Source organism: Mesorhizobium sp. SEMIA396, assembly GCF_024518615.1.
Classification (GTDB): domain Bacteria; phylum Pseudomonadota; class Alphaproteobacteria; order Rhizobiales; family Rhizobiaceae; genus Mesorhizobium.
Window position 1 is genome coordinate 150162 of the sequence record NZ_JANIFC010000003.1, and the last position, 23725, is coordinate 173886.

Sequence of the window (23725 nt, forward strand, 5' to 3'; positions counted from 1 at the left end):
TGCGAATGTTGTGCTTGCGAATTTGTTGCGGACACGCCCGCGCCGGTCGGCGCGTCGAAGGGCGCGAATTGCCGGCCTGACTAGCAGATCGGAGCAAGGACGACAATGGGATATAAAGAAATCTTTATCCCTGCATGTCTCTCAGACACGCATCGGCGCTCTACCTGATCAGCATTCCTCGCCAAAGCGGGACGCCACCAGCTGCTCCAGGGCGTCGATGACCTGCCGGGCTTCCGGTCCGCTGGCGGTGACGCGGATCGAATAGCCGGGGCTTGCCGCCAGCATCATCAGGCCCATGATCGAGGTGCCGCCGACCTTGACGCCATCCTTCTCGACATGCACCGAGGCATCGAAGCCGCTGGCCAGCTGGACGAACTTCGCCGAAGCGCGCGCATGAAGGCCACGTTGGTTGATGATGGGAAAATCCCGGACAATTTGGTCTTTTTCCGGGGACAGCGCGGTCATTTGCTGCTCAGGAGCTGGCTGGCGACATTGATGTATTTGCGGCCGGCGGCCTGAGCCTCATCGAGCGCGGCGGCCATATTGTCGCCCTTGCGGATCGAGGAGAGCTTGATCAGCATCGGCAGGTTCATGCCGGCGATCACCTCGGTGCGGCCGGACTCCATCACCGAGATGGCAAGGTTGGAGGGCGTGCCGCCGAACATGTCGGTCAGCACGATGACGCCCGCCCCGGTATCGACACGGGCAACAGCGTCGACGATGTCGCGGCGACGCTGCTCCATATCGTCGTCGGCACCGATCGCCACGGTTTCGAAATTGTCTTGTGGCCCGACGACATGTTCGACGGCATGTCGGAACTCGGTGGCCAGTTGACCGTGCGTTACAAGCACGAGTCCGATCATTCTTTGGTGGCTCCCGTCATCGCCGCTTCACAGGCGCATTTTATGCTCGCCAGCCAATCCAGGCGGCGGGAGCGCTATCTTGTCGACGCACGGCCCGTTGACAAGCCCAAAATTGCGCAGGCACATGCCATTTTGACGCATTGCAGCAAAAAACCCGGAACGGATCATAGAAAAGGCGCGATCGACAGCCGCGCCATCACGACCGGCAAGGCGGCAGCGACGTTGCGTTCGACCGCATCGATACGCGGCACCCGACAGCCGGCGATGCTGGTGTCGGCATCCTCCTGAAAGCGTGCCGTTTCACCGGCCGGCGTCAGGCGGACATGCAAATCGACGATGGCGGCGGGCTCGAACGGCACCGCTCGCGGCCCGAGCCCAGGCACCTCGACGAGGCCTTCTATGATGGCGGGAGCGCGGCAGAGAAGCCGCCCGGCATGCACCTCGACAAAGAGCTGATCGTCACCGACGAGCCGCGAGAACAGGCCGCGATGGCGACAATGGTCGATGAGCGCCAGCGCCAGCGTCGTCTTGCCCGAACCGGAGGCTCCGGTGACGAGAATGCCGCGCTCGCCGATCAAAACCATTGTCGCGTGAATGTTTTCAGGCTGCACGGCTGGACCAGGCGTGGTTGGGATTCATGCTCTCAGCCTTCGGCCGGCAATGTCACCACAAAGCGTGCGCCCTTGATCTCGCCGGGTTTGGTGCCGGGGATGTTCTCGGCGGTGAGCGTGCCGCCATGGGCCTCGACGATTTGCCTGGATATCGACAGGCCAAGCCCCGAATTCTGGCCGAATGCCTCGCCGGCCGGCCGGTCGGTGTAGAACCGTTCGAAGATGCGGTCGATGTTGTCGGCCCGGATGCCGGGGCCATTGTCGTCGACGGTGACGATGTTGAACTTGCCGGCACGCGCCAGCGACAGGCTGATGTGGCCATGATCCTCGGGAACGAAGGAACGGGCGTTCTCGATCAAATTGGTGATGACCTGGCCGATGCGAAGATCATGCCCGACGACGACGTAGCCTTTGACGCCTTGCGGCAGTTTGGCCGCCTTGAACTCGATCTCGACCGCCTTCTTGTTGCGCGTCGCTTCGCGCGAAACGGCGACCAGATCGGTGATGAATTTCTTCAGGTCGACCGTCCCGGCATCTTCACGCGCGAGCTCCGCGTCCAGGCGCGATGCGTCGGAAATATCGGTGATGAGCCGGTCCAGCCGCCTGACATCGTGCTGGATGATATCCATCAGCCGGCCGCGCGAATCGTCGTTCTTGGCCAGCGGCAAGGTTTCCACCGCGCTGCGCAGCGACGTCAGCGGGTTCTTCAACTCGTGCGAGACATCGGCCGCGAAGCTTTCGATCGCCTCGATGCGGGCGTAGAGCGCGTTGGTCATGTCGCGTATGGCGATCGACAGATTGCCGATCTCGTCCTGGCGGTCGGAAAAATCGGGGATTTCCTCACGGCTCTTGACGCCGCGCCGCACCCGCACCGCCGCCGCCGACAGCCGGCGCAGCGGATTGGCGATGGTGGAGGCAAGCAGCATCGACAGGATGGCGGTGACAAGGGCCGCGATACCGAAGACGCGCAGGATCGCCTTGCGCTCGGCGGCGACGATCTTGTCGATGTCGCCGCCTTCGGTCGACAGCATCAGCACGCCCAGGACGGCACGAAAGCGCTGGATCGGCACCGCCACCGAAACGATCTGCTCCCCCTGCTCGCTGACGCGCACGATGGTCGACGGGCTGCCGGTGAGTGCCTTGACCACTTCCGGGAAAGCGGCGCCATTGCCGCCCGGCTGCTCGTGATAGACCGGCAGCTCGGTGTTGCGGAAGAAGTCGAAGACGAATTTCTGGATGCGCTCGACCAGATCGGGCTCTTCCTCCTCAACCGGCGGCAGGTCGTAGCGCAGGATCTGGCCACGCGAATAGAGGTGGCGTGAATCGAGCAGCAGATTGGCGTCGCGGTCATAGATGCGGGCGCGGGTCCTGGTCGGCGAGATCAGCCTTCGCAGCACCGGGGCGACCCGCTCCGGGTTGATCGGGAAGTCGAGGTTGTCGAGTTGGTCGGAGCCCGGCCCCAGGCTTTCGCCGGCCTGCAGTTCAAGCAGCTTTTCCGGGTCGATGCTGATCGAATCCGTCTCGACCGTCGCCGACGCGGCGATCGCGCCGGCGATGATCTCGCCCTGGGTCATCAGGCTTTCGACGCGGGCGTCGATCAGCCCGTCTCGGAAGGTGTTGAGATAGAGGATGCCGGTCACCAGGACGGCAAGGCCGGCAAGGTTGAGGAACAGGATACGCCGTGTCAGGCTGGAAAAGATATGATGGCCAAGGAAACGGCGCATCGGCACCGTGATCTTCGACACGAAGGACGGCATGATCCGCGACGGCCGCCTGGAGGCGCCCGCCGGTCTTGTTCGCTGTGCTTCCACTGCCATCGAATAGCAGGCCCTGCTACTTATGCTTCGCGGAACCGGTATCCGACTCCGTAAAGGGTTTCGATCATCTCGAAGTCGTCGTCGACGGCCTTGAACTTCTTGCGCAGCCGCTTGATGTGGCTGTCGATGGTGCGGTCGTCGACATAGACCTGTTCATCATAAGCCGAATCCATGAGCGCATCACGGCTTTTTACGACGCCTGGACGCTGCGCCAGCGAATGCAGGATCAGGAACTCGGTGACGGTGAGCGTCACCGGCTCGCCTTTCCAGGTGCAGGTGTGGCGCTCCTGGTCCATGACGAGTTGGCCGCGCTCGAGCGAGCGGGCCTGCTGGCTTGGCGTCTTGGCGGCAGCCTCGCGGGCACTGGCGCGGCGCAGCACGGCGCGCACCCGCTCGACCAGCAGGCGCTGCGAGAAGGGCTTGCGGATGAAATCGTCGGCGCCCATCTTGAGGCCGAACAATTCGTCGATCTCGTCGTCCTTGGAGGTCAGGAAGATCACCGGAAGGTCGGACTTCTGGCGCATGCGGCGCAGCAGTTCCATGCCGTCCATGCGCGGCATCTTGATGTCGAGGATGGCAAGGTTCGGCGGGCGTGCCGCCAGGCCTTCCAGCGCTGACGCACCATCCGTGTAGGTCTCGACGCGATACCCCTCGGATTCCAGGGCGATCGACACCGATGTCAGAATGTTGCGGTCGTCATCGACAAGCGCGATTGTTGCCATTTCAAGCGGCTCCCTCATGAGCTGTCCCTTCTGTCGTAGAGAAGGGGCTTTTGCAGGACAAATTAGGTACAAAATGTGGCATAGGCCTTGTCCGCTGTCACGCGCGGCATGCCGGCGGCCACAATCCTACCTCGACATGGATTGGACGAACGGACATCGCCAATCCTTTGGGCAACCGCGAAACTTTTTGCACATATAAACGATTTAAACAACTTTCAAAATATTTAAATCGATTAATGATTTGATATCATTTGGCTTTTCTGGTTCTGACCATCTCGCCCGCGTAGTGGGCGTGCTGGAAACGTGCCGGCAAAGATGCGGCAAATCCAAGAGGGACACTCGATGTCGGAAGTCGGCAAACGCAATTCCGCCTGCGCGATCGATCATATCGGCCTGAAAACCACCGGCGTGGTGCGCTATAATTTCGGTGCGGCCGCCCTTTATGAGGAATCGATCCGGCGCGGCGAGGCCCGCTTGACCGCCCATGGCGCGCTGGTCGCCGAGACCGGACAGCACACCGGCCGCTCGCCCAAGGACAAGTTCGTCGTCCGCGATGGCGCCACCGAACCACATGTCTGGTGGGACAACAACAAGGCGATCTCGCCGGCCCAGTTCGACACGCTGCTCGCCGATTTCCAGGCGCATGCCGCGGACAAGGATCTATACGTCCAGGATCTGGTCGGCGGCGCCGATGCGGAGTCGAGGCTGCCGACCAGGGTGATCACCGAATTTGCCTGGCACTCGCTGTTCATCCGCAATCTGCTGATCCGTCCGGATGCCGCCGAACTCGAACAGTTCGTGCCTGAGATGACGATCATCGACCTGCCGTCCTTCCGCGCCGATCCCCTTCGTCACGGCAGCCGCACCGAAACGGTGATCGCCGTCGATCTTTCGCGCAAGATCGTGCTGATCGGCGGCACCTCCTATGCCGGCGAGATGAAGAAGTCGGTGTTCACCATGCTCAACTATCTGCTGCCGGCGAAAGGCGTGATGCCGATGCATTGCTCGGCCAATGAGGGTGCGGCCGGCGACGCCGCCATCTTCTTCGGCCTGTCGGGCACCGGCAAGACGACGCTCTCGGCCGATCCCTCGCGCACGCTGATCGGCGACGACGAGCATGGCTGGGGGCCGCACGGCATCTTCAATTTCGAAGGCGGCTGCTATGCCAAGACGATCAAGCTGTCGGCGGAAGCCGAGCCGGAAATCTTCGCCACCACGCAGCGCTTCGGCACGGTGCTGGAAAATGTCGTGCTCGACGCTGATGGCGTGCCGGATTTCAACGACGGAAGACTGACCGAGAACACACGCTGCGCCTACCCGCTGGACTTCATCCCCAATGCCAGCAAGACCGGCCGCGCCAACCATCCCAACAACATCATCATGCTGACCGCCGATGCGTTCGGCGTGATGCCGCCGATCGCGCGGCTGACCCCGGCGCAGGCGATGTATCATTTCCTGTCCGGCTACACCGCCAAGGTGGCCGGAACCGAAAAGGGCGTGACCGAGCCCGAAGCGACGTTTTCGACCTGTTTCGGTGCGCCGTTCATGCCGCGCCACCCTTCCGAATACGGCAATCTGCTGCGCGAGCTGATTGCACGCCACGGCGCCGATTGCTGGCTGGTCAATACCGGCTGGACCGGCGGCGCCTACGGCACCGGCAAGCGCATGCCGATCAAGGCGACGCGCGCGTTGCTTGCAGCCGCACTTGACGGCTCGCTGAAGACGGCCGAGTTCCGCACCGACCCTCATTTCGGTTTCGAGGTGCCGGTGGCTGTGCCGGGCATCGATAGCGCCATTCTCGACCCGATGATTCTGGACCCCCGGGCGACCTGGGCCGACAAGGCCGGCTACGACCGTCAGGCGGCACGGCTGGTCGGCATGTTCGCCGTCAATTTCGAGAAATTCGAAAGCCATGTCGACGCCGTGGTGCTGGGCGCGGCGCCGCGCATGCAGGAAGCGGCGGAGTAATCGCGCCACAGGGGTCAGCTTTCGTTGAAAGGCCCGGTTCGATCGGGCCTTTTCTTTTTCGATCCGCCGCGCCATGACTGCGGCATGGCGAGCGACGACAACATCATCATATCAGGCGATGCGGTGATCCATCCGGGCGACCTGCACGAGGATTTCATCCGCTCGTCCGGTCCCGGCGGCCAGAACGTCAACAAGGTGGCGACGGCGGTGCAACTGCGCTTCGACGCGGCCAACGCAACGGGTCTGTCGGAGCGCGTGCGCGAGCGGACGATCAAGCTTGCCGGCCAGCGTGCCACCAAGGACGGTGTCATCGTCATCGAAGCAGGCCGCTTCCGCACCCAGGAACAGAACCGGGCGGATGCGCGGGCACGGCTGACGGCATTGGTCGCCAAGGCCGCCGAACCGCCACCGCCGCCGCGCAAGAAGACACGGCCGTCGAAGGGTGCCGTGGAACGGCGGCTGAAGAGCAAGGCCGGGCGCGGCACGATCAAGAAGCTGCGGGGCCGGGTGGAGAACGATTAAGCACCACACCAATCACGCGCAAAACGACTTCCCATTTTGGACCGCAGATGCAAAGTTCAACCATTGCCATTAGCAAGGGAGACCAAGGATGGGCATGTTCGATTTCGTCAAGAGCGTCGGCAAGAAACTGGGCATCGGCGGTGACGACGAAGCCGCACCCACGGCCGACACACTCAAGAAGGAGCTCGATTCGCACAAGCTCGGCACCGATGGCGTCGAGGTCGTCGTCACGGGCGACACGGCGGTGCTGAAGGGTGTGGTCAAGGACCAGTCGATCTTCGAGAAGGCGGTCATCGCCGTCGGCAACACGCTCGGCGTCTCCAAAGTGCAGGCGGACGAATTGCAGGTCGCGCCAGCACCTGGCACGGCCGCCGCCCCCGCCAAGGAGCCCACCTTCTACACGGTGAAGAAGGGCGACAATCTCTGGAAGATCGCCGAGAAAAGCTACGGCAAGGGCCAAGGCGTCAAGAACACGGTCATATTCGAGGCCAACAAGCCGATGCTGACCCATCCCGACAAGATCTATCCGGGCCAGGTGCTGCGCATTCCCGACCTCGCCTGATCGGCGGCTGCCAATTCGACAAGAGCGGCGGCTTTCGGGTCGCCGTTTTCATTTGAACGTGACATTTTACGGTTCCGAACCATCCAAGAGGTAATCGAATCCGTGCTCGTCCTGCCCAAAGGCGTCCGCCACATGCCGGCCTACCTGTCGCGCAGCGCGCAGGAAGAGATGGTCGACGAGGTGGGACGGATCGTGCAGCAGGCGCCGCTGTTCGTGCCGGCCATGCCGCGCACCGGCAAGGAGATGAGCGTGCGTATGACCAATTGCGGGCCGCTCGGCTGGGTCACCGACAAGGAGCACGGCTATCGTTACCAGCCGGCGCATCCGGTAACCGGGGCGCCTTGGCCGCCAATTCCGGATGCGCTGCTCGACCTGTGGCGCGAGGTCTCGGGCTATTCGCACCCGCCGGAAGCATGCCTCATCAATTTCTACACGCCGGACGCAAAAATGGGCCTGCATCAGGACCGCGACGAGACCGATCTTTCGGCGTCGGTCGTCTCCGTCTCGCTCGGCGACGACTGCCTGTTCCGAGTCGGCCAGACCACGCGTGATGGCGCCACCAAGTCGTTCAGGCTGCAAAGCGGTGACGTCGTGGTGCTCGGCGGCGAGGGGCGGCTGTGCTTTCACGGCGTCGATCGGATCTATCCCTCGACCTCGGCGCTGCTGAAAAACGGCGGGCGGATCAATCTGACGCTGCGGCGGGTGACGGAGCCGGCCGTCACAGCTTCCTGAGCGCCACTTCCTCGATCAGGTGGTCGGCGCCTTTGCGCAGGATCAAGTCGGCGCGGGCCCGCGTCGGCAGGATGTTCTCGCGCAGATTCTTCAAATTGATGTTGGTCCACAGGCCTTCGGCGATGGCGCGCGCCGAACTCTCCGACAGCTGCGAATAGCGGTGAAAGAAGGAGTCCGGGTTGCGGAAGGCGGTCTCACGCAGCCGCATGAAGCGGGAAATGTACCAGTTGTGGATCAGCTTCTCGTCGGCATCGATGTAGATGGCGAAGTCGAAGAAGTCCGACAGGAAAGGGACGATCTTGCCGTCCTGCGGCAGCTTGCCGGGCTGCAGGACATTGATGCCTTCGAAGATCAATATGTCGGGCCGGTCGATGGTGACGAACTCGCCAGGAATGACGTCATAAGTCAGGTGCGAATAGACCGGCGCGCGGACATCGGGCAGCGCCGACTTGATGCCCGACAGGAAGCGCAGCAGCGCGCCCACATCGTAGCTGTCGGGGAAACCCTTGCGCTCCATCAGGTTCTCGCGGCGCAGGACCTCGTTGGGCAGCAGGAAGCCGTCGGTGGTGATGAGATCGACCTTGGGGCTCGACGGCCAGCGCGCCAGCAGTTCCTTCAGCACGCGTGCGGTGGTCGATTTGCCGACGGCGACCGAACCGGCAATGCCGATGATGAACGGTGTCTTGACCACGTCGACCGCGTTGAAGAAGGCCTGGCGTTGCCGAAACAGCAGCTGGCTCGCTTCGACATGCGCCGACAACAGCCGCGACAGCGACAGATAGATGCGCGTGACCTCCTCGAGATCGACCGGATCGTTGAGCGAGCGCAGGCGGCGGAATTCGTCCGCGCTCAGCGTCAGTGGGGTATCGGCGCGGAATTGCGACCATTGCTCGGCGGAGAAGAAGCGAAAGGGGGAATACTTCTCGGTCGGCGCGAGCTGATCCATCGAGATACCTGCCCTTCCTCGCGGTCAGCCCTTGGGCCGTGACGCCTTCTCGGCGATGCCCGAACGCCGGGTGCGGCCTTCGAGTTCCCTGAGCACGTCGCTCAGCGAAACTCCCGAGAGGCCGAGAACGACGAGCCAATGATACATAAGATCGGCGCTTTCTGAAACGATGGCCGGTTTGTCGCCCCTGACGGCGGCAATCACCGTCTCGACGGCCTCCTCGCCGAGCTTCTGCGCCGCCTTGTCGATGCCGCGCGCGAACAATTTTGCCGTCCACGAATCCGGATCTCCTGAATGGGCGCGTTCCCCAATGATTTTTTCCAGATCGGAAAGCGAAAACTCGGTCATGGCGTCATCTATCTGCTTGTTTAAGCATGATCTTTTCCGAAAACCGGTTCCCACTTTTCGGGATCATGCTTTAGGGCCGATTATTCACAGAGTCCAGCCGCATCGGCAGGCCGGCGGCGGCCATATGCGCCTTGGCCTGCGCTATCGTGTAGGTGCCGAAATGGAAAATGGACGCGGCCAGCACCGCGCCGGCATGGCCGTCGCGAATGCCTTCGACCATGTGGTCGAGCGTGCCGACGCCGCCGGAGGCGATCACCGGCGCGCGCACGGCGTCTGATATCGCGCGGGTCAGCGCGATGTCGTAGCCGGCCTTGGTGCCGTCCCGATCCATCGAGGTCAGCAGGATCTCGCCGGCGCCGCGATCGACCATTTTCCGGGCGAATTCGACCGCGTCGATGCCGGTCTTTTCGCGGCCGCCATGAGTGAAGATCTCCCAGCGGTCGGTCTCACTGGTGCCCGACACCTTCTTGGCGTCGATGGCGACGACGATGCACTGGTTGCCGAACTTGTCGGCGGCCTCCGCAACGAAATCCGGGTTCTTCACCGCGGCCGTGTTGATCGACACCTTGTCGGCGCCGGCCAAAAGCAGCTTCCTGATATCGGCGACCTGGCGCACGCCGCCGCCAACGGTCAGCGGCATGAAGCATTGTTCGGCGGTACGTGCGATAACGTCGAAGATGGTCTCGCGATTGTCCGACGAAGCGGTGATGTCGAGGAAGCAGAGTTCGTCGGCGCCGGCCGCGTCATAGGCCTTGGCCGCCTCGACCGGATCGCCGGCGTCGACGAGATCGACGAAGTTGACGCCCTTGACGACACGGCCGTTCTTGACGTCGAGACAGGGGATGACACGGGCTTTCAGCATCAGCGGCCCTCTATCGTGGCGATGAGATCGTTCAGCAACTGGCCGACCTGCGGCGGAACATCGGCCTGGGCGTCGAAGGCCGGGTCGTAGGCGGAAACGGTGATGCCGACGATCGGCACCGCCAGCGCGATGGCGCACGTGGCATCGCGCAACTGTTCCGGGCTCGGCCCGCCCGAAGTGATATAGCGGTTGGCCTGCAGCTCCCGGGGATCGTGCACGTCCATATCGAGATGCATGTGCACGCGTCTGGCGCCGGCGACCATCAGTCTTTCGGCCGCCTGGGCCACCCCGGAGCACTCCGTCCGCACGATCGGCAATGTCTCGAGAAGCTGTTTTTCCGCGGGATCGAGATCGCGCGCGTTGACGAGCACGCAACGCGACGGATCGACCGGCTTGAAGCCCGGAATGGCCGACGCCATCGGCCGCCAGCACAGGCCAAGCACGGTCGCCAGCGCCATGCCGTCGAGAAAGCCGTATGTGGATGTCTCGGGCGTGTTGAGATCGCCATGCTGGTCGGCCCAGATGATCGCATCGGCGTCTTCGCCGGCGACCGCGCCGGCGCTGGTCAGGCAGTTTCCGGCAAGGACGATGGGAAACCGACCGGCGTCGCGGGCAAGGCGAACCTCGCTCGCAACCGCGTTGCAGACGGCAAAGCCGGTGGCGATTTCACGCTCCTGGGCATCTCCAACCTTGCCGATATCCTCGACCATCACATCGTGGCCGGCCATCGTCAGGGCGTCGACGAGCCCGCCAGAGACCAGCGCGTCCGGCCCCTGGCCCATGCCGCCATGATAGTGGCCGCTGTCATAGGAGGCCAGGATAATGGAGATTTTCACGTCCGCGTCTCCGCCCTGCCCTGCAGGATCGCCAGGGCCTCGGCCGGATCGATGCGGCCGTCATAGAGCGCGCGGCCGGAGATCGCGCCTTCGAGCTTTTGCGCATCGGGCATGGTCATGCGCACGATGTCGGCGATCGAGGCGAGGCCGCCCGACGCGATGACCGGGATCGACACGGCATCGGCGAGGTCGATGGTGGCGTCCCAGTTGATGCCGGTCAAAACGCCGTCGCGGTCGATGTCGGTGTAGATGATGGCAGCGACGCCGGCGCCCTCGAACTTCCTCGCCAGTTCGATGACGCCGAGGCTCGACGCCTCGGCCCAGCCCTCGACGGCGACCTTGCCGCCCTTGGCGTCGATGCCGACGGCGACCTTGCCCGGAAACGCCTTGCAGGCCTGTTTGACAAGGTCCGGGTCACGCACCGCCACCGTGCCGAGGATGACCCGGGCCAGGCCGCGATCGAGCCAGTCCTCGATCTGCGCCAGCGTGCGGATGCCGCCGCCGAGCTGCACCGGGTTCTTCGTTGCCTTGAGGATGGCGCCGACCGCCGCACTGTTGACGCTCTGGCCCTGGAAGGCGCCGTTGAGGTCGACGACATGCAGCCATTCGAAACCCTGTTGCTCGAAGGCCCGCGCCTGCGCGGCAGGATCATCGTTGTAGATGGTCGCGGTCGTCATGTCGCCATGCCTGAGGCGCACGCACTGGCCGTCCTTGAGATCTATCGCCGGGAAAAGGATCATCCGTTCAGGCGCCTTCCACAATGGCGAAATGGGATGTCGAATAGAGACGTCGGAATTTCAGCGCCACCTGGTATTCAGGCGAATGGAAGCAGGCGAGTGCGACCGCATAGCTCTCGAACTCGATGATGACATGGCGATTGCCCGATAGCCCTTCCGGGCTCGACGACTGACCGCCGCGGGTCAGGAACTTTGCGCCATATTTGTCGAAAGCCGCTTTGTTGGCGGCAATGTATAGCGGATAGTTTTCCGGATCGGTCACCTCGACCATCGCCATCCAGTAGCCCTTCTTGCTCATGGTCTATCCCTCTGCTCGAGCATGATCTCCGGACAAACGGGAACCGTTTGTCCGAGAAAGCCGGGGTCCACTTTTCGGGATCATGCTCTAGGGCCTCCAGCGCAGGAAATTGGTGATCAGCGCGAGGCCGAGCGCCTGGCTCTTTTCCGGGTGGAACTGCGTGCCGACAAGATTGTCGCGGGCGACGGCCGCCGTCACCGGGCCGCCATAGTCGGCAACCGCCAGAACCTCGTCCGCCTTGCCCGCATCGAGATGATAGGAATGCACGAAATAGGCATGCAGCCCGCTTGCGCCAGTCGGTATGCCGGCAAACAGCGGATGCTGGCGCTTGAGCTCGATCGTGTTCCAGCCGATCTGCGGGATCTTCAGCGCCGGATCGGAAGGCATGATCTCCTTCACGTCGCCCGATATCCAGCCGAAGCCCTTGGTAATCGTCTTTTCGAGGCCGCGCTGCGACATCAGCTGCATGCCGACGCATATGCCGAGGAACGGCCGGCCCTTGACGATCGCAACCTCCTCGACGGCTTCCCACATGCCTTCGACGGCCTGCAGGCCGGAGGCGCAGTCGGCATAGGCGCCGACGCCGGGCAGGACGATGCGATCGGCCGTGCGCACCTGCTCGGCATCTGCGGTCAGGTCGATATCGGCCGATATGCCGGCTTCGCGCGCGGCGCGCTCGAAAGCCTTGGTGGCCGAGCGCAAATTGCCCGAGCCGTAGTCGATGATCGCAACCCGCATGTCAGCTTCTTCCCGGAATGTGGGTCAGCCCCAGCGCCATGCCCGGCTGCGCTGGCCGCGCGAGGGCAGCATCGGGGACCATACGCGGCGCCGGCACAACCTCATCGGCAAGCGCTTCCGCTTCCAGCGCATAGCGTGTGTCGGCGTCGTCGAGCCAACCGGCTTCGACCGCGCCCCATTCGTGCCAACCGCGCCGGCGAAGTGCCGCGATGCGCAGGCCTTGCCCTTCCAGTCCGACATAGAGCGAAACCAACAGTGACAGCAGCGAGCCGGCCAGACCAAGGCCGAGCTTCTGGCCCAGCATCGAAAGCAGGCCCATGACGACGAAGGCAAGCGCTGCCTCGATCCACAGCCGATGCCAGGCGAACCATAGCGGCGGCACCAGGAGGCCCAGCCAGGTGAAGCCATCGCGGACAAAGGCCGTGGCATCGGCCTTCTCGCTGCGGCCTGGCGGTTCCATCACGACATAGGTGGCCATGGCCTTATCCCTTCAACGATCCCTTGGTGGAGGGAACCGCATCCGGCTGGCGCGGATCGCGTTCGAGAGCCGCGCGCAGCGCGCGCGCCACCGCCTTGAAGCAGGTCTCGGCGATGTGATGGTTGTTGGCGCCATAGTGATTGGTGACATGCAGCGTGATGCCGGCATTCTGCGCCAAAGCCTGGAAGAATTCGCGCACCAGTTCGGTGTCGAAGGTGCCGATCTTCGGCGACGAGAAGGAAACGTTCCAGACCAGGAACGGACGGCCGGACACGTCGATCGCAGCGCGCGTCAGCGTCTCGTCCATGGCAAGGTCGATCGAGGCATAGCGCATGATGCCGCGCCGCTCGCCCAGTGCCTTGGCCAGCGCCTGGCCAAGCGCGATGCCGGTGTCCTCGACGGTGTGATGATCGTCGATATGCAGGTCGCCCTTGGCCCTGACCGTCATGTCGATCAGGGAATGGCGCGCCAGCTGGTCCAGCATATGGTCGAAGAAGCCGACGCCCGTCGAAATGTCCGATTTTCCGGTGCCGTCGACATGGACCGAGACGGCAATCTCGGTTTCCTTGGTCTTGCGGCTGACTTCGGCGGCGCGGGGCGGCATCACTCTATCCTTGTCCCAGAGGTTCACATCGTGACCAGCTCAGAGGTTCAAGCGCTCGCAGGCTTGAAAACGAAAGCCTTCTAGCAGCATGATCCGGCGATTGCCAGTTGCGAACCCGGCCGCTATCCAGCGGTTTGCAATCATCGGTCCCATGCATACATATGGCCGATCAAGTCACTCGTACCGCGCCGATCGCCTTATCGGGATGGCGCTGCTCGGAGCCAGGAAATGTCCGATAATCTGACCATGCACGCCACGACCATCGTGACGGTGCGCAAGGGCAACAAGGTGGTGATCGCCGGCGACGGCCAGGTCAGCCTTGGCCAGACCATCATGAAGGGCAACGCCAAGAAGGTGCGCCGCATCGGCAAGGGCGGCAATGTGATCGCCGGGTTCGCCGGCGCCACCGCCGACGCCTTCACGCTGCTGGAGCGGCTCGAAGCCAAGCTCGAACAATATCCAGACCAGCTGACGCGCGCCTGCGTCGAACTCGCCAAGGACTGGCGCACCGACCGCTATCTGCGCCGGCTGGAAGCGATGATGCTGGTGGCCGACAAGTCGGTATCGCTGGCGCTGACCGGCACTGGCGACGTGCTCGAGCCCGAATTCGGCGTCATGGCCATCGGTTCGGGCGGTAACTACGCGCTGGCCGCGGCCCGCGCGCTGATGGACAGCGACAAGGATGCCGAGGAGATCGCCCGCAAGGCGATGCAGATCGCATCCGACATCTGCGTCTACACCAACAACAATTTCGTCGTCGAAACGCTCGAGGTCGGCTGAAAAGGCCGGCCATGACCCCGAAAAGTGGAAACCGGTTTTCTCGGACGAACGGTTCCGTTCGTCCAGAGATCATCGCCGAACAAGAAGATAGCTACGACTTTCGGCCGGTGACGGAAAAAGACCTGCCGATGATCGCCGGCTGGCTCGCCGAGCCGCATGTTGCAGAGTGGTGGGACGATCCGGAGACGGAAATCGCCGGCATTCGCGAGCACATCGACTCGATTTCGGTCGAGCCGCTGATCGTCGAGCTCGACGGCAAGCCGATCGCCTATCTGCAGAGCTACGACCCGCATCTGGAAGACGACCATCCCTATGCCGACCAGCCGTTCGGCACGCTCGGCATCGACGTGTCGATCGGCGTGCCGGAGTTGCTCGGGCGCGGCCATGGCTCGGCAATCGTGCGCCAGTTCGTCGAACAGCTTTTCGAGGAAGGTGTTCCGCGCGTCATCATCGATCCGGATCCCGCCAATGTCAGGGCGATCCGTGCCTATGAAAAGGCTGGCTTTGTTGCCTTTGACACCAGAACATCGGAGTACGGGCCGGCCTTGATGATGGCGCGCGACGCGACGCAGGAGCCCAATTGATCAGCGCCGAAACCCTCGACAAGGCAGTCGCGAAAGGTTTGATCTCGCAGACCCTGCGCGATCAGTTGGAGGCCATGGAACGTGCGGTCGCTCTCGCCCCCGAGGCCAGGCGCGCCGATGACGAGGGTGACGAGGAAAACCTGCGGCTGGTGGGCGGCGGCAACGATCTGTTTGTCACCGTGGGAACCGTTCTGCTCAGCGCCGGCTTCTTCTTTGTCCTGACCACCTTGCTTCCAGGCCAAACATTCTGGATCGCAGGCATCCTCGCGGTTTTCGCCTGGGGGCTCGCCGAAATCGTCACGCGTCAGCACCGGATGAAATTATCGTCGTCCGTGCTTGCCCTGATTTTCATGGCCGCCATTCTGGCCGCTCTGGCGCTACAGGTGGAGGCCAGCTTCGGCATACGCAAGCCGGAGACTATCTGGCAGCTATTGGCGTTGCGCCAGACGGCGTCCCAGGCCGGATATCTGTTCCTGGGCGGAGGAATAATCGCGGCGGCGATCTATTTCTGGCGTTTTCGCGTCCCCATCATTGCCGGGGCTATCGCCATCGCTTTTACACTGCTTGCCTTCCTGCAAACGGCGATAATCCTGTATGATAGCGTGACAGCGGGTGCGATTGCGCCACCGCGTATGGAGGATGTTCCCGAATTGCTCCGCGCGGCACTTTACATGCCGCTGATCTGCGGCCTGATCGTGTTCGCAACGGGTGTAGCTTTTGACATTTACGACAGGGATCGACGCAAGATCTGGTCCGATTGCGCTTTCTGGCTGCATGTCGTCTCGGCGCCCATGCTGGTGCATCCGCTCTTCATCATGGCAACCGGCCAGAACGTCGTGTTCGGACATATCGCGCCGGATGCCAATGCAACCATCATGCTGACTATACTGATCCTTGGCTTCCTCTATGTCGCGCTTGCCATCGACCGCCGTTCGCTTCTGGTTCCGACATTGGCTTACTTCGGCTCGCTGGGCATCTATTATCTGGTGAATTCCGCCTCCGATTCGACGGGCATCCCGCCTTTTGCCTTGATCCTGGTCGTTGTTGGCGCGCTGATCATTCTGTTCGGGGCTGGCTGGCAGCGTATCCGGCGGATTGTGGTCAAACCCACCTTGCCGGCTGCCGTGATCCGCCGGCTACCGCCGCTGAAGGCGTGACAAGGCTTGTGATGGTCGAGACGGCGACGCGAAACGAGGGGGAATGAACCGATGACGACACCGACCGCGGAGAACAGCTATTCGGCCTATGAAGACAGCTGGCGGATGGGGCTTCTGCTCGTCCTCGCCCTGATCATCTTCCAGGCCGGGGCGCTCTACGGCATGGGGCGAGCGCCGATCTGCACCTGCGGCTACGTCAAGCTCTGGCATGGCGTCGTGCAGAGTTCGGAGAATTCCCAGCACATTTCGGACTGGTATACGTTCTCGCACATCATCCACGGCTTCCTGTTCTATGCGCTGGCAAGATTCCTGTTCCCGCGTTCGCCGATCGGCTTGAGGCTGGCGTTCGCCGTCTTCATCGAAGGCGGTTGGGAGCTGCTCGAAAACAGCCCATTCATCATCGAGCGCTACCGCGCCGGCACCATCTCGCTCGACTATTACGGCGACAGCATCATCAATTCGGTGTCCGACACACTGGCCATGATGCTGGGATTTGTGATGGCGCGAAGGCTACCTATATGGGTGATCGTCAGCCTTGCCATCATCTTCGAACTCGGTACCGGCTATCTCATCCGGGACAATCTGACACTCAACGTGATCATGCTGCTGCATCCGTTCGAGGCCATCAAGCAGTGGCAAAGTGGAATCTAGTGATATGAGCACATTTTCTCCCCGCGAAATCGTTTCGGAACTCGACCGTTTCATCATCGGCCAGAAGGACGCCAAACGCGCCGTGGCCATCGCCTTGCGCAACCGCTGGCGCCGCCAGCAGCTGGAAGGCCAGATGCGCGAAGAGGTGATGCCGAAGAACATCCTGATGATCGGGCCGACCGGCGTCGGCAAAACCGAAATCTCGCGCCGCCTGGCGCGGCTCGCCGGTGCGCCTTTCGTCAAGGTCGAGGCAACCAAGTTCACCGAGGTCGGCTATGTCGGCCGCGATGTCGAGCAGATCATCCGCGATCTGGTCGAGATCGCCATCGGCCTGGTGCGTGAGAAGATGCGCGAAGACGTCAAGGCGCGCGCCCACGTCAACGCCGAGGAACGCGTGCTGGAAGCGCTGGTCGGCAAGACCGCGAGCCCGGCCACCCGCGATAGTTTCCGCAAGAAGCTGCGCGACGGTGAGCTCGACGACAAGGAGATCGAGGTCGAGGTTGCCGACACCGGCAGCGGCGGCATGCCCGGTTTCGAGATCCCCGGCATGCCCGGCGCCAATATCGGCGTGCTGAACATCAACGACATGCTGTCGAAGGCGATGGGCGGCAAGAAGACCAAGATGCGCAAGACGACGGTGAAGGAGTCCTACGATCTGCTGGTCAATGACGAGTCCGACAAGCTGCTCGACCAGGACGAAGTGGTGCGGCGGGCGCTCGATGCGACGGAGAATGACGGCATCGTCTTCCTCGACGAGATCGACAAGATCGCCTCGCGCGAAGGCGGCATGGGCGCCGGCGTTTCCCGCGAAGGCGTGCAGCGCGACCTGCTGCCGCTGATCGAGGGCACCACGGTGGCGACCAAATACGGACCGCTGAAGACCGACCACATCCTGTTCATCGCCTCCGGCGCCTTCCACGTCTCGAAGCCGTCAGACCTGTTGCCGGAATTGCAGGGCCGCCTGCCGATCCGGGTCGAGCTGCGGGCGCTGGAGAAGGACGATTTCGTCCGCATCCTGACCGAGACCGAAGCCAGCCTGATCAAGCAGTATATCGCGCTGATGAAGACCGAGGGCGTCGAGCTGACCTTCACCGACGACGCTATCGATTCGCTGGCCGGCATCGCCGTCGACCTCAACGCCAGCGTCGAGAACATCGGCGCAAGGCGGTTGCAGACGGTGATGGAGCGGGTGCTGGACGAAATCTCCTACGATGCGCCCGACCGCAACGGCACATCAGTCACCATCGATGCCGCCTATGTGGAGAAGCATGTCGGCGACCTGTCCAGGAATACCGACCTGTCGCGGTTCATCCTTTAAACGACGGCGCCGGAACGTTCCGGCGCCGGTCCAGGCAACATTTTCCGGCAAGCAAAATCATGTGTGGCCAGATGGTACCATCTGGCCACCTTTCGTAGTGCCGGGTGAAGGGGCGCTCTCGACTCGACCAAGAGCTTTACCTAGTTTGCGCGGCAATTCTCGATCTCTTGGTTTGACGGAATTCCGGGAAACCGTTTCACACTTTTCCTGGAATTGCTTGGGCGGCGGGTGCATGAAAAAACTGATCCTGGTCATTCTCGGCTTGACGCTGGCGGCGACGCTGTTCGCCGCCGAGGCAGCGACATTGGTGCCGCCGGGAAATCGCAATGCCGTGCAGCCCGACATTCCGGGTGCCTCCAGCCGGCGCACGCAGGCGACCAACACCAGCTTCCAGGCGAAGTACCGCAAGGTCTACGCCCTGCTGCAGAACGACGCCGGTCTGCGCGGCAAGATCAAGAAGGCAGCAGCCACCTACGGCATCGATCCCTTGCACATCGTCGGCGCCATCGTCGGCGAGCACACCTACAATGTCGATGCCTATGACCGGCTGCAGACCTACTACGTCAAGGCGATCTCCTATCTCTCCAGCAAGCTGTCCTTCGCCTATGAAGGCGAGGACATCACGGATTTCGTGCAGCGGCCGGAATTCAAGAAATGCGCCGCAATGTCCGACAGCTACGATCTGTGGGAATGCCGCGAGCAGGTGTGGAACCATTCGTTTCGCGGCAAGAGCGTCGGCGGGACCAGCTTTCCCGACGACCGTTTCGGCGCCACCTTCTTCCAGCCTTACTATGCCGGCCAGACCTTCGGCCTCGGCCAGCTCAATCCGCTGACCGCCTTGCAGATGAGCGATCTCGTGCACAAGGTTTCCGGCCTGCCGAAGCTCGACGTCGGCGATCCCAATTCGGTCTACAAGACCATCATGGATCCCGACCTGACGCTGCCCTACGTCGCCGCGACGATCCGGAAATCGATCGATGCCTATAAAAGCATTGCCGGCTTCGACATTTCGGGCAATCCGGGGGTCACCGCCACGCTCTACAATGTCGGCAATCCGGAGCAGCGCGCCGACGCGCTGAAGGCGGAGAACGACAGGCGCCGCGCCGCCGGCGAGCCGGAAAAGCTGCCGGAAGAGAATTACTATGGCTGGCTGGTGAATGATAAGCTGCCGGAGCTGAAGGCGCTGTTTTAGGGCGGCTCTCTGGCGTTAATTTGCCGACGCCTGCGCCGCCCCTCATTGCCCTGCCGGGCATTTCTCCCCGTATAGCGACGGGGAGAAAGGGGCCATCGTTGACCGCCACGCCCCCTCTGTAACGTTGCCGATTGGCGAAATCCTCGGCGAAAGCGCCCTTCTCCCCGTCACTATACGGGGAGAAGATGCCGGCAGGCAGATGAGGGGCAGCGCAGACGTCGACAATTGGCGCGACGGCTCAAGCCGCCAGCAACGACTTCAGCTTGACCGCCTGTGATCCCAGCGCTTCCGGCGCCGGTTTCGCGTGCTTGCCGATCAGCATGTCGGCCAGCCTGATATCGCGGGCGACCGCGTTGCCGGGGCCGATGCCGCTGGCCGCCACCAGCCTGCCGTCTTGCGCCAAATGGAAGAGAATGAAGGCGCCATCGCCGAGGTCGCGGCGCACGGTGCTGCTGCCTTCGTCGGACAGCCCGGCGATCTGCAGGGACAGACCATATTGATCCGACCAGAACCACGGCACCGCCGCATGCGCCTCGCCGGCACCGAGCATGTTCCTGGCCGCCAGCGCGCCCTGTTCCTGGGCGTTGCGCCAAGCTTCCAGCCGCACCCGACGGCCGCCATAGACGGCGAGCGGAAACGAGCAGCAATCGCCGGCGGCAAAGATGTCGGGATCGCTGCTGCGCAGTTCGGCATCGACTGCAATGCCATTGTCGATCGTAAGCCCCGCTTCGGCCGCAAGCCCGGTCACCGGCACGGCGCCGATGCCGATGATCGCGAGGTCGGCGACGATTTCCCGGCCGCCGGCAAGTGTGGTGCGCACCTGTCTGCCGTCGTCGGCGATGGATGCGATGCCATCCCCGCACAGGATATCGACGCCCTCGGCGACATGCGTATCATGGATGATTTCGGCGATCTCCGCCGGCACGCCGCGCATCAGGATGCGCGGCTGCGCCTCGATGACGGTGACATCAGCGCCGAGCTTGCGGGCCGCGGCCGCGAGTTCGAGACCGATGAAACCGCCGCCGATGATGGCGATCCGGTTGCCGGGGGTGAGGTGCGCGCGAATCGCGAGCGCGTCGGCGAAGGTCCTGAGATAGACGCAGTGCGCGCCAAGGCCGGGCATCGGCAGCTTGCGCGGCGTCGAACCCGTTGCCAGCAGGAGCTTGTCGTAAGGCAGGACCGATCCGTCCGACAGACGCACCGCATGCGCCGCGCGATCGATCGTCACGGCCTGGACGGAATGGACATGCCGGATCGATTTCTCGGCCAGAATTGCGTCGCTGGCGATCGCCTTGATCTCGGGCGCATCGCTGGCCATCGCCTCCTTGGACAGAGGCGGGCGCTCATAGGGCAGATGCGGCTCGTCGCCGACCAGCGTCACCGGCCCCTGATAATCGAGGTCGCGCAGCGCCAGTGCCGCGCGCCCACCGCATTCGCCGGCGCCGATGATGACCATTCCCCCCGCCATGTCGGTCATCCGATCTGAATCAGGACTTTGCCGGCGTCGACCTTGACCGGATAGGTCTTCAGGTTGACGCAGACCGGCGCGCCGCGGGCGTCACCCGTCTTGTAGTTGAAGCGGCCATTGTGCTTGGGGCATTCGATGATGTCATCCATCACCAGCCCGTCGGCCAGGTGCACCTTTTCATGCGTGCACAGGCCGTCGGTGGCGAAGAACTCGTCGTCGGGGCTGCGATAGATGGCGAAGGTGCGGCCGCCATGGTCGAAGCGCATCACATCCTCCTCGTCTATGTCGCCGGTGGCGCAGGCCTCGACCCAGTCGCTCATTCAAGTCCTCCCCAAAAGCAAATCCAGGAAAATTGCGCAGCGGTTTTCCGCCCGGAATTGCGTTAAAACAAACAGTCTAGATCGGATAGAAGCACGATCATTCCGCCGCGGCGGCGATAGTGTCGTTGTGGAATTCTTCGCGATATGGCCGTGCGGTCGGCGGCAGCTCGCGCTTGAGGAAATAGTCCTCGTTGCGCAGCTGGCGCAGGAAGACCGGGATCATCTCGCGATAGCCGGCCAGGATCGACGGTGTCGGCTCCGGCAGATCGTGCTTGATCAGTTCGTGCAGCCTCGGCAGCGCATGGTACGGCACCATCGGGAACATGTGATGCTCGACATGGTAGTTCATGTTCCAGTAGATGAAGCGGCTGATCGGGTTCATGTAGACGGTGCGGCTGTTCAGCCTGTGGTCGGTGACATTGTCGGCCAGGCCGCCATGCTGCAGCAACCCGACCATGACGTGATGCCAGGCGCCGTAGAGCCTGGGCAGGCCGACCAGCATCAGCGGCAGGAACGAACCGGTATAGAGCGCCAGCCCTACGGTGGCGGCATAGATCGCCGTCCAGATGCGGGCGACGCGGATCGCTTTGGGCTGTTCCTGTTCGGGAATGAAGGTCTTTTCGGCGGCGCTGACGGTGCCGGCGGCGTTGCGCAGCATGTCTGACATCGCATGCCAGGCGTCGAGCACGCCAGCGAAGCCCAGCATGGCGCGAACCAAATCAGGCGGCCGCATGACCGAGATTTCCGGGTCGCGGCCGACGATGACGGTGTCGGTGTGGTGGCGGGTGTGGCTCCAGCGCCAGGTCACCGGATTGCGCATGATCATGAAGCAGGCGATCTGATAGACCGCATCGTTCATCCACTGCGTCCGGAAGGCGGTGCCATGACCGCATTCGTGCCAGCGTGAATCCGTCGAGGAGCCGTAGAGCACGCCATAGACGAAGAAGAACGGCACGCACCACCAACTGCCCCAGAACCAGGCACCGCCGGCGCCGCTGACGATCAGCGCGGCGAACCAGATTGCCGTATCGCGGATCGCGGGCCCGTCGGAGCGCTGCATCAGCTCCTTCATCTGCTTGCGCGGCACGTCGGTGTGATACCACTCGGCCGCCGATAGGCCGGTCTCGACGGCGAGCTTGGCGTCGCGGCCGATCAGGCTGTAGTCACGCCGGGACGGCGCAGTGGACATGATTGCCTCCCTCGGCAAAGGCATCCGCCAGAGCGAATGTCCTGAAATCCTTTGGTTTCGAGCGTCAAAGTAACGCCGACCGATGATGGACTCAACATCACAAAGATAGTTTCTATCATTTCCCATCAGGATGATGTACGAAGGCTCAAGCAAACCCGACGAGGCAAGCATGGTGAAGCGGCCGACAATATCAGATCTGGCGCGCATCTCGGGCGTCAGTGTCGCCACCGTCGACCGTGTGCTGAACAACCGGCTGCCGGTGCGCGAAGAGACAGCGCGCCGCGTCTACGAGACCGCTACCGATATCGGCTACCACGCCGCCGGCCTTATCAAGCAGCGCATGCGCCAGGAATTGCCGGAGTACCGGCTGGGCTTCCTGCTGCTGCGGGGCAATGATGCCTTCTACGGCGACTTCGCGCGGGAACTCGAACTGGCCATCTCGCGATCGCAGCGCTTCCGCGGCGTTGCGACCATCGATTTCGCCAGTTCCCTGGCTCCCGACGAGATCGCCTCGCAGATGCGCAGGCTGGCGGCGAAATCGAGGGCCATCGCCGTTGTCGGTCCGGACCATCCGACCCTGACAGCGGTCGTGGAAACCTTGAAGGCGAGAGGGCAGCCGGTCTTTTCGGTGCTGTCCGACTTTGCCGCCGGCATCCGGGAGGGCTATATCGGCCTCGACAACCGCAAGGTCGGGCGCACCGCCGCATGGATGATCTCCAAAGCAGCCAAGCGGCCCGGCAAGGTCGCCCTCTTCGTCGGCAGCCACCGCTTCCATGGCCATGAGCTGCGCGAGATCGGCTTTCGCTCCTTCTTCCGGGAGCATGCGCCGGAGTTCAGCGTGCTTGAAACGCTGGTCAATCTGGAAGCCAACCAGGTGACCCATGACGCGATGATCGATCTTCTGGCGCGTTATCCGGATCTTGCCGGCTGCTACGTCGCCGGCGGCGGCATGGAAGGCGCGGTCTCGGCGCTGCGGGCAGCGAAGCCCGCGACCATGCCGGTGGTGGTCTGCAACGAGATCAACGCCGAATCGCGCGCGGCACTCGCCGACAACATCCTCACCATGGTGATCTCGACCCCGCTCGCCGCTTTGTGCCGTGAGCTCGTCGACCTGATGGCGCATGCCATCGAAACCGGCGCCGCCAACGCTCCGGGCCAGACCTTCCTGCCCTTCGACATCTACCTGCCGGAAAACATCTAGCCCGCCGCCGCGCAAGCCCGCCGAGGCAAATGATAGAATCCATCAGAGCGATGCGTAAATCGGCCCGCAGGCCGCGGAATCGCCCTTGACGCCCCGATGTGAAATGGAATAAATATTTCATCATCTGTGTATTTTGGTTCTTTCGTTCCGGAATATCTGTTTCAAACAGAGGGCTTGACGTTCCAGCCAGGAGGCAGGCGTCACCCGGAACAGAAAAGACA

General features: G+C 62.9%; 28 protein-coding genes. 11 read left to right on the top strand and 17 right to left on the bottom strand.

Annotated elements, in window-relative coordinates:
• Window positions 1–168: 168 nt before the first annotated feature.
• From NP503_RS10150 to NP503_RS10170, 5 genes are all read right to left on the bottom strand, one after another.
• Window positions 169–465 (bottom strand): HPr family phosphocarrier protein, encoded by a 297-nt coding sequence (locus NP503_RS10150; protein ID WP_027039963.1) that lies wholly within the window; start codon window positions 463–465, stop codon window positions 169–171.
• The gene (locus NP503_RS10155) at window positions 462–863 is read right to left on the bottom strand and encodes a PTS sugar transporter subunit IIA (RefSeq protein ID WP_010912939.1); all 402 of its coding nucleotides are present in this window, start codon (window positions 861–863) and stop codon (window positions 462–464) included. Before NP503_RS10155 ends, NP503_RS10150 begins: the two co-directional genes overlap by 4 nt.
• A 164-nt stretch (window positions 864–1027) precedes the next feature.
• Window positions 1028–1474 carry an HPr kinase/phosphorylase gene (locus NP503_RS10160; RefSeq protein WP_164748904.1) on the bottom strand — a complete coding sequence of 149 codons (447 nt, stop codon included), beginning with the start codon at window positions 1472–1474 and terminating at the stop codon, window positions 1028–1030.
• Window positions 1475–1506: 32 nt separating this feature from the next.
• Window positions 1507–3291 carry a sensor histidine kinase gene (locus tag NP503_RS10165; protein ID WP_013528336.1) on the bottom strand — a complete coding sequence of 595 codons (1785 nt, stop codon included), beginning with the start codon at window positions 3289–3291 and terminating at the stop codon, window positions 1507–1509.
• Window positions 3292–3311: 20 nt separating this feature from the next.
• Window positions 3312–4013: a response regulator transcription factor gene (locus tag NP503_RS10170; RefSeq protein ID WP_013528337.1), complete on the bottom strand. Its 702-nt coding sequence runs from the start codon at window positions 4011–4013 to the stop codon at window positions 3312–3314.
• 342 nt (window positions 4014–4355) lie between these two features.
• On the opposite strand from NP503_RS10170, the gene NP503_RS10175 reads away from it, so the two are divergent.
• The 4 genes from NP503_RS10175 to NP503_RS10190 all read left to right on the top strand — a co-directional run bounded on the left by NP503_RS10175 (window position 4356) and on the right by NP503_RS10190 (window position 7797).
• A complete protein-coding gene (locus NP503_RS10175; protein WP_127266884.1) occupies window positions 4356–5981 on the top strand; it encodes a phosphoenolpyruvate carboxykinase in 1626 nt (541 codons plus the stop codon).
• An 84-nt stretch (window positions 5982–6065) separates the two neighbouring features.
• Window positions 6066–6503, top strand: a complete 438-nt coding sequence (gene arfB, locus NP503_RS10180; RefSeq protein WP_023810634.1) for an alternative ribosome rescue aminoacyl-tRNA hydrolase ArfB — start codon at window positions 6066–6068, stop codon at window positions 6501–6503.
• 88 nt (window positions 6504–6591) lie between these two features.
• Complete coding sequence (gene lysM / locus NP503_RS10185) at window positions 6592–7065, top strand: peptidoglycan-binding protein LysM (RefSeq protein ID WP_027039967.1); 474 nt, start codon at window positions 6592–6594, stop codon at window positions 7063–7065.
• Between the two features lie 102 nt (window positions 7066–7167).
• Window positions 7168–7797, top strand: a complete 630-nt coding sequence (locus tag NP503_RS10190) for an alpha-ketoglutarate-dependent dioxygenase AlkB (protein WP_127266883.1) — start codon at window positions 7168–7170, stop codon at window positions 7795–7797.
• Here NP503_RS10190 and coaA read toward each other — a convergent pair.
• From coaA to hisB, 9 genes are all read right to left on the bottom strand, one after another.
• Window positions 7784–8743, bottom strand: a complete 960-nt coding sequence (gene coaA / locus NP503_RS10195) for a type I pantothenate kinase (RefSeq protein ID WP_127266882.1) — start codon at window positions 8741–8743, stop codon at window positions 7784–7786. The two genes, NP503_RS10190 and coaA, sit on opposite strands and share 14 nt — an antisense overlap.
• Window positions 8744–8767: 24 nt before the next feature.
• Window positions 8768–9091 carry a phosphoribosyl-ATP diphosphatase gene (locus NP503_RS10200; RefSeq protein ID WP_127266881.1) on the bottom strand — a complete coding sequence of 108 codons (324 nt, stop codon included), beginning with the start codon at window positions 9089–9091 and terminating at the stop codon, window positions 8768–8770.
• Between the two features lie 70 nt (window positions 9092–9161).
• Entirely contained in the window at window positions 9162–9956 is a 795-nt protein-coding gene (hisF, locus tag NP503_RS10205; RefSeq protein ID WP_164748906.1) for an imidazole glycerol phosphate synthase subunit HisF, read from the bottom strand.
• Window positions 9953–10789 carry an arginase family protein gene (locus tag NP503_RS10210; protein WP_127266879.1) on the bottom strand — a complete coding sequence of 279 codons (837 nt, stop codon included), beginning with the start codon at window positions 10787–10789 and terminating at the stop codon, window positions 9953–9955. The genes hisF and NP503_RS10210 overlap by 4 nt, the downstream gene beginning before the upstream one ends.
• Window positions 10786–11529 carry a 1-(5-phosphoribosyl)-5-[(5-phosphoribosylamino)methylideneamino]imidazole-4-carboxamide isomerase gene (gene hisA, locus NP503_RS10215; RefSeq protein WP_127266878.1) on the bottom strand — a complete coding sequence of 248 codons (744 nt, stop codon included), beginning with the start codon at window positions 11527–11529 and terminating at the stop codon, window positions 10786–10788. The genes NP503_RS10210 and hisA overlap by 4 nt, the downstream gene beginning before the upstream one ends.
• Window positions 11530–11533: 4 nt before the next feature.
• On the bottom strand, window positions 11534–11824 hold the full coding sequence (locus tag NP503_RS10220; protein WP_127266877.1) for a DUF1330 domain-containing protein: 291 nt from the start codon (window positions 11822–11824) through the stop codon (window positions 11534–11536).
• Window positions 11825–11911: 87 nt separating this feature from the next.
• Entirely contained in the window at window positions 11912–12562 is a 651-nt protein-coding gene (hisH, locus tag NP503_RS10225; protein ID WP_127266876.1) for an imidazole glycerol phosphate synthase subunit HisH, read from the bottom strand.
• A 1-nt stretch (window position 12563) separates the two neighbouring features.
• Window positions 12564–13040: a DUF2628 domain-containing protein gene (locus NP503_RS10230; RefSeq protein ID WP_027039976.1), complete on the bottom strand. Its 477-nt coding sequence runs from the start codon at window positions 13038–13040 to the stop codon at window positions 12564–12566.
• A 4-nt stretch (window positions 13041–13044) separates the two neighbouring features.
• Complete coding sequence (hisB, locus tag NP503_RS10235) at window positions 13045–13644, bottom strand: imidazoleglycerol-phosphate dehydratase HisB (protein ID WP_127266875.1); 600 nt, start codon at window positions 13642–13644, stop codon at window positions 13045–13047.
• Window positions 13645–13872: 228 nt separating this feature from the next.
• Here hisB and hslV point away from each other — a divergent pair, with 228 nt between their 5' ends.
• The 6 genes from hslV (at window position 13873) to NP503_RS10265 (ending at window position 19326) form a co-directional block, all read left to right on the top strand.
• Window positions 13873–14424 carry an ATP-dependent protease subunit HslV gene (gene hslV / locus NP503_RS10240; protein WP_127266874.1) on the top strand — a complete coding sequence of 184 codons (552 nt, stop codon included), beginning with the start codon at window positions 13873–13875 and terminating at the stop codon, window positions 14422–14424.
• Between the two features lie 11 nt (window positions 14425–14435).
• Window positions 14436–15008 (top strand): GNAT family N-acetyltransferase, encoded by a 573-nt coding sequence (locus NP503_RS10245; protein WP_256754964.1) that lies wholly within the window; start codon window positions 14436–14438, stop codon window positions 15006–15008.
• Window positions 15005–16165, top strand: a complete 1161-nt coding sequence (locus tag NP503_RS10250) for a hypothetical protein (protein ID WP_164748903.1) — start codon at window positions 15005–15007, stop codon at window positions 16163–16165. Before NP503_RS10245 ends, NP503_RS10250 begins: the two co-directional genes overlap by 4 nt.
• Before the next feature lie 51 nt (window positions 16166–16216).
• On the top strand, window positions 16217–16816 hold the full coding sequence (locus NP503_RS10255; RefSeq protein ID WP_127266873.1) for a DUF2585 domain-containing protein: 600 nt from the start codon (window positions 16217–16219) through the stop codon (window positions 16814–16816).
• A 4-nt stretch (window positions 16817–16820) separates the two neighbouring features.
• Window positions 16821–18134, top strand: a complete 1314-nt coding sequence (hslU, locus tag NP503_RS10260) for an ATP-dependent protease ATPase subunit HslU (protein ID WP_127266872.1) — start codon at window positions 16821–16823, stop codon at window positions 18132–18134.
• 232 nt (window positions 18135–18366) lie between these two features.
• Window positions 18367–19326 (top strand): DUF1402 family protein, encoded by a 960-nt coding sequence (locus NP503_RS10265; protein ID WP_127266871.1) that lies wholly within the window; start codon window positions 18367–18369, stop codon window positions 19324–19326.
• A 238-nt stretch (window positions 19327–19564) separates the two neighbouring features.
• Here the strand turns inward: NP503_RS10265 and NP503_RS10270 are convergent, their stop codons facing one another.
• The 3 genes from NP503_RS10270 to NP503_RS10280 all read right to left on the bottom strand — a co-directional run bounded on the left by NP503_RS10270 (window position 19565) and on the right by NP503_RS10280 (window position 22303).
• Window positions 19565–20803 (bottom strand): NAD(P)/FAD-dependent oxidoreductase, encoded by a 1239-nt coding sequence (locus NP503_RS10270; protein WP_164748902.1) that lies wholly within the window; start codon window positions 20801–20803, stop codon window positions 19565–19567.
• A complete protein-coding gene (locus NP503_RS10275; protein WP_027161041.1) occupies window positions 20800–21114 on the bottom strand; it encodes a MocE family 2Fe-2S type ferredoxin in 315 nt (104 codons plus the stop codon). Before NP503_RS10275 ends, NP503_RS10270 begins: the two co-directional genes overlap by 4 nt.
• Window positions 21115–21211: 97 nt before the next feature.
• On the bottom strand, window positions 21212–22303 hold the full coding sequence (locus NP503_RS10280; RefSeq protein WP_127270622.1) for a fatty acid desaturase family protein: 1092 nt from the start codon (window positions 22301–22303) through the stop codon (window positions 21212–21214).
• Between the two features lie 169 nt (window positions 22304–22472).
• Between NP503_RS10280 and NP503_RS10285 the strand changes: the two genes are divergently transcribed.
• On the top strand, window positions 22473–23504 hold the full coding sequence (locus tag NP503_RS10285; protein ID WP_127270620.1) for a LacI family DNA-binding transcriptional regulator: 1032 nt from the start codon (window positions 22473–22475) through the stop codon (window positions 23502–23504).
• The last annotated feature ends 221 nt before the right edge of the window (window positions 23505–23725 follow it).

Bases quoted from the DNA above. Each gene is read 5' to 3' on its own strand.
- lysM (WP_027039967.1), top strand. From the start codon at position 6,592: ATGGGCATGTTCGATTTCGTCAAGAGCGTCGGCAAGAAACTGGGCATC.
- NP503_RS10155 (WP_010912939.1), bottom strand. From the start codon at position 863: ATGATCGGACTCGTGCTTGTAACGCACGGTCAACTGGCCACCGAGTTC.
- NP503_RS10170 (WP_013528337.1), bottom strand. From the start codon at position 4,013: ATGGCAACAATCGCGCTTGTCGATGACGACCGCAACATTCTGACATCG.
- NP503_RS10255 (WP_127266873.1), top strand. From the start codon at position 16,217: ATGACGACACCGACCGCGGAGAACAGCTATTCGGCCTATGAAGACAGC.
- NP503_RS10265 (WP_127266871.1), top strand. From the start codon at position 18,367: ATGAAAAAACTGATCCTGGTCATTCTCGGCTTGACGCTGGCGGCGACG.
- NP503_RS10230 (WP_027039976.1), bottom strand. From the start codon at position 13,040: ATGGCCACCTATGTCGTGATGGAACCGCCAGGCCGCAGCGAGAAGGCC.
- hisB (WP_127266875.1), bottom strand. From the start codon at position 13,644: ATGCCGCCCCGCGCCGCCGAAGTCAGCCGCAAGACCAAGGAAACCGAG.
- NP503_RS10270 (WP_164748902.1), bottom strand. From the start codon at position 20,803: ATGACCGACATGGCGGGGGGAATGGTCATCATCGGCGCCGGCGAATGC.
- hslU (WP_127266872.1), top strand. From the start codon at position 16,821: ATGAGCACATTTTCTCCCCGCGAAATCGTTTCGGAACTCGACCGTTTC.
- NP503_RS10175 (WP_127266884.1), top strand. From the start codon at position 4,356: ATGTCGGAAGTCGGCAAACGCAATTCCGCCTGCGCGATCGATCATATC.
- NP503_RS10280 (WP_127270622.1), bottom strand. From the start codon at position 22,303: ATGTCCACTGCGCCGTCCCGGCGTGACTACAGCCTGATCGGCCGCGAC.
- arfB (WP_023810634.1), top strand. From the start codon at position 6,066: ATGGCGAGCGACGACAACATCATCATATCAGGCGATGCGGTGATCCAT.
- hslV (WP_127266874.1), top strand. From the start codon at position 13,873: ATGTCCGATAATCTGACCATGCACGCCACGACCATCGTGACGGTGCGC.
- coaA (WP_127266882.1), bottom strand. From the start codon at position 8,743: ATGGATCAGCTCGCGCCGACCGAGAAGTATTCCCCCTTTCGCTTCTTC.
- hisH (WP_127266876.1), bottom strand. From the start codon at position 12,562: ATGCGGGTTGCGATCATCGACTACGGCTCGGGCAATTTGCGCTCGGCC.
- NP503_RS10165 (WP_013528336.1), bottom strand. From the start codon at position 3,291: ATGGCAGTGGAAGCACAGCGAACAAGACCGGCGGGCGCCTCCAGGCGG.
- NP503_RS10200 (WP_127266881.1), bottom strand. From the start codon at position 9,091: ATGACCGAGTTTTCGCTTTCCGATCTGGAAAAAATCATTGGGGAACGC.
- hisA (WP_127266878.1), bottom strand. From the start codon at position 11,529: ATGATCCTTTTCCCGGCGATAGATCTCAAGGACGGCCAGTGCGTGCGC.
- NP503_RS10245 (WP_256754964.1), top strand. From the start codon at position 14,436: ATGACCCCGAAAAGTGGAAACCGGTTTTCTCGGACGAACGGTTCCGTT.
- NP503_RS10275 (WP_027161041.1), bottom strand. From the start codon at position 21,114: ATGAGCGACTGGGTCGAGGCCTGCGCCACCGGCGACATAGACGAGGAG.
- NP503_RS10150 (WP_027039963.1), bottom strand. From the start codon at position 465: ATGACCGCGCTGTCCCCGGAAAAAGACCAAATTGTCCGGGATTTTCCC.
- NP503_RS10285 (WP_127270620.1), top strand. From the start codon at position 22,473: ATGGTGAAGCGGCCGACAATATCAGATCTGGCGCGCATCTCGGGCGTC.
- NP503_RS10220 (WP_127266877.1), bottom strand. From the start codon at position 11,824: ATGAGCAAGAAGGGCTACTGGATGGCGATGGTCGAGGTGACCGATCCG.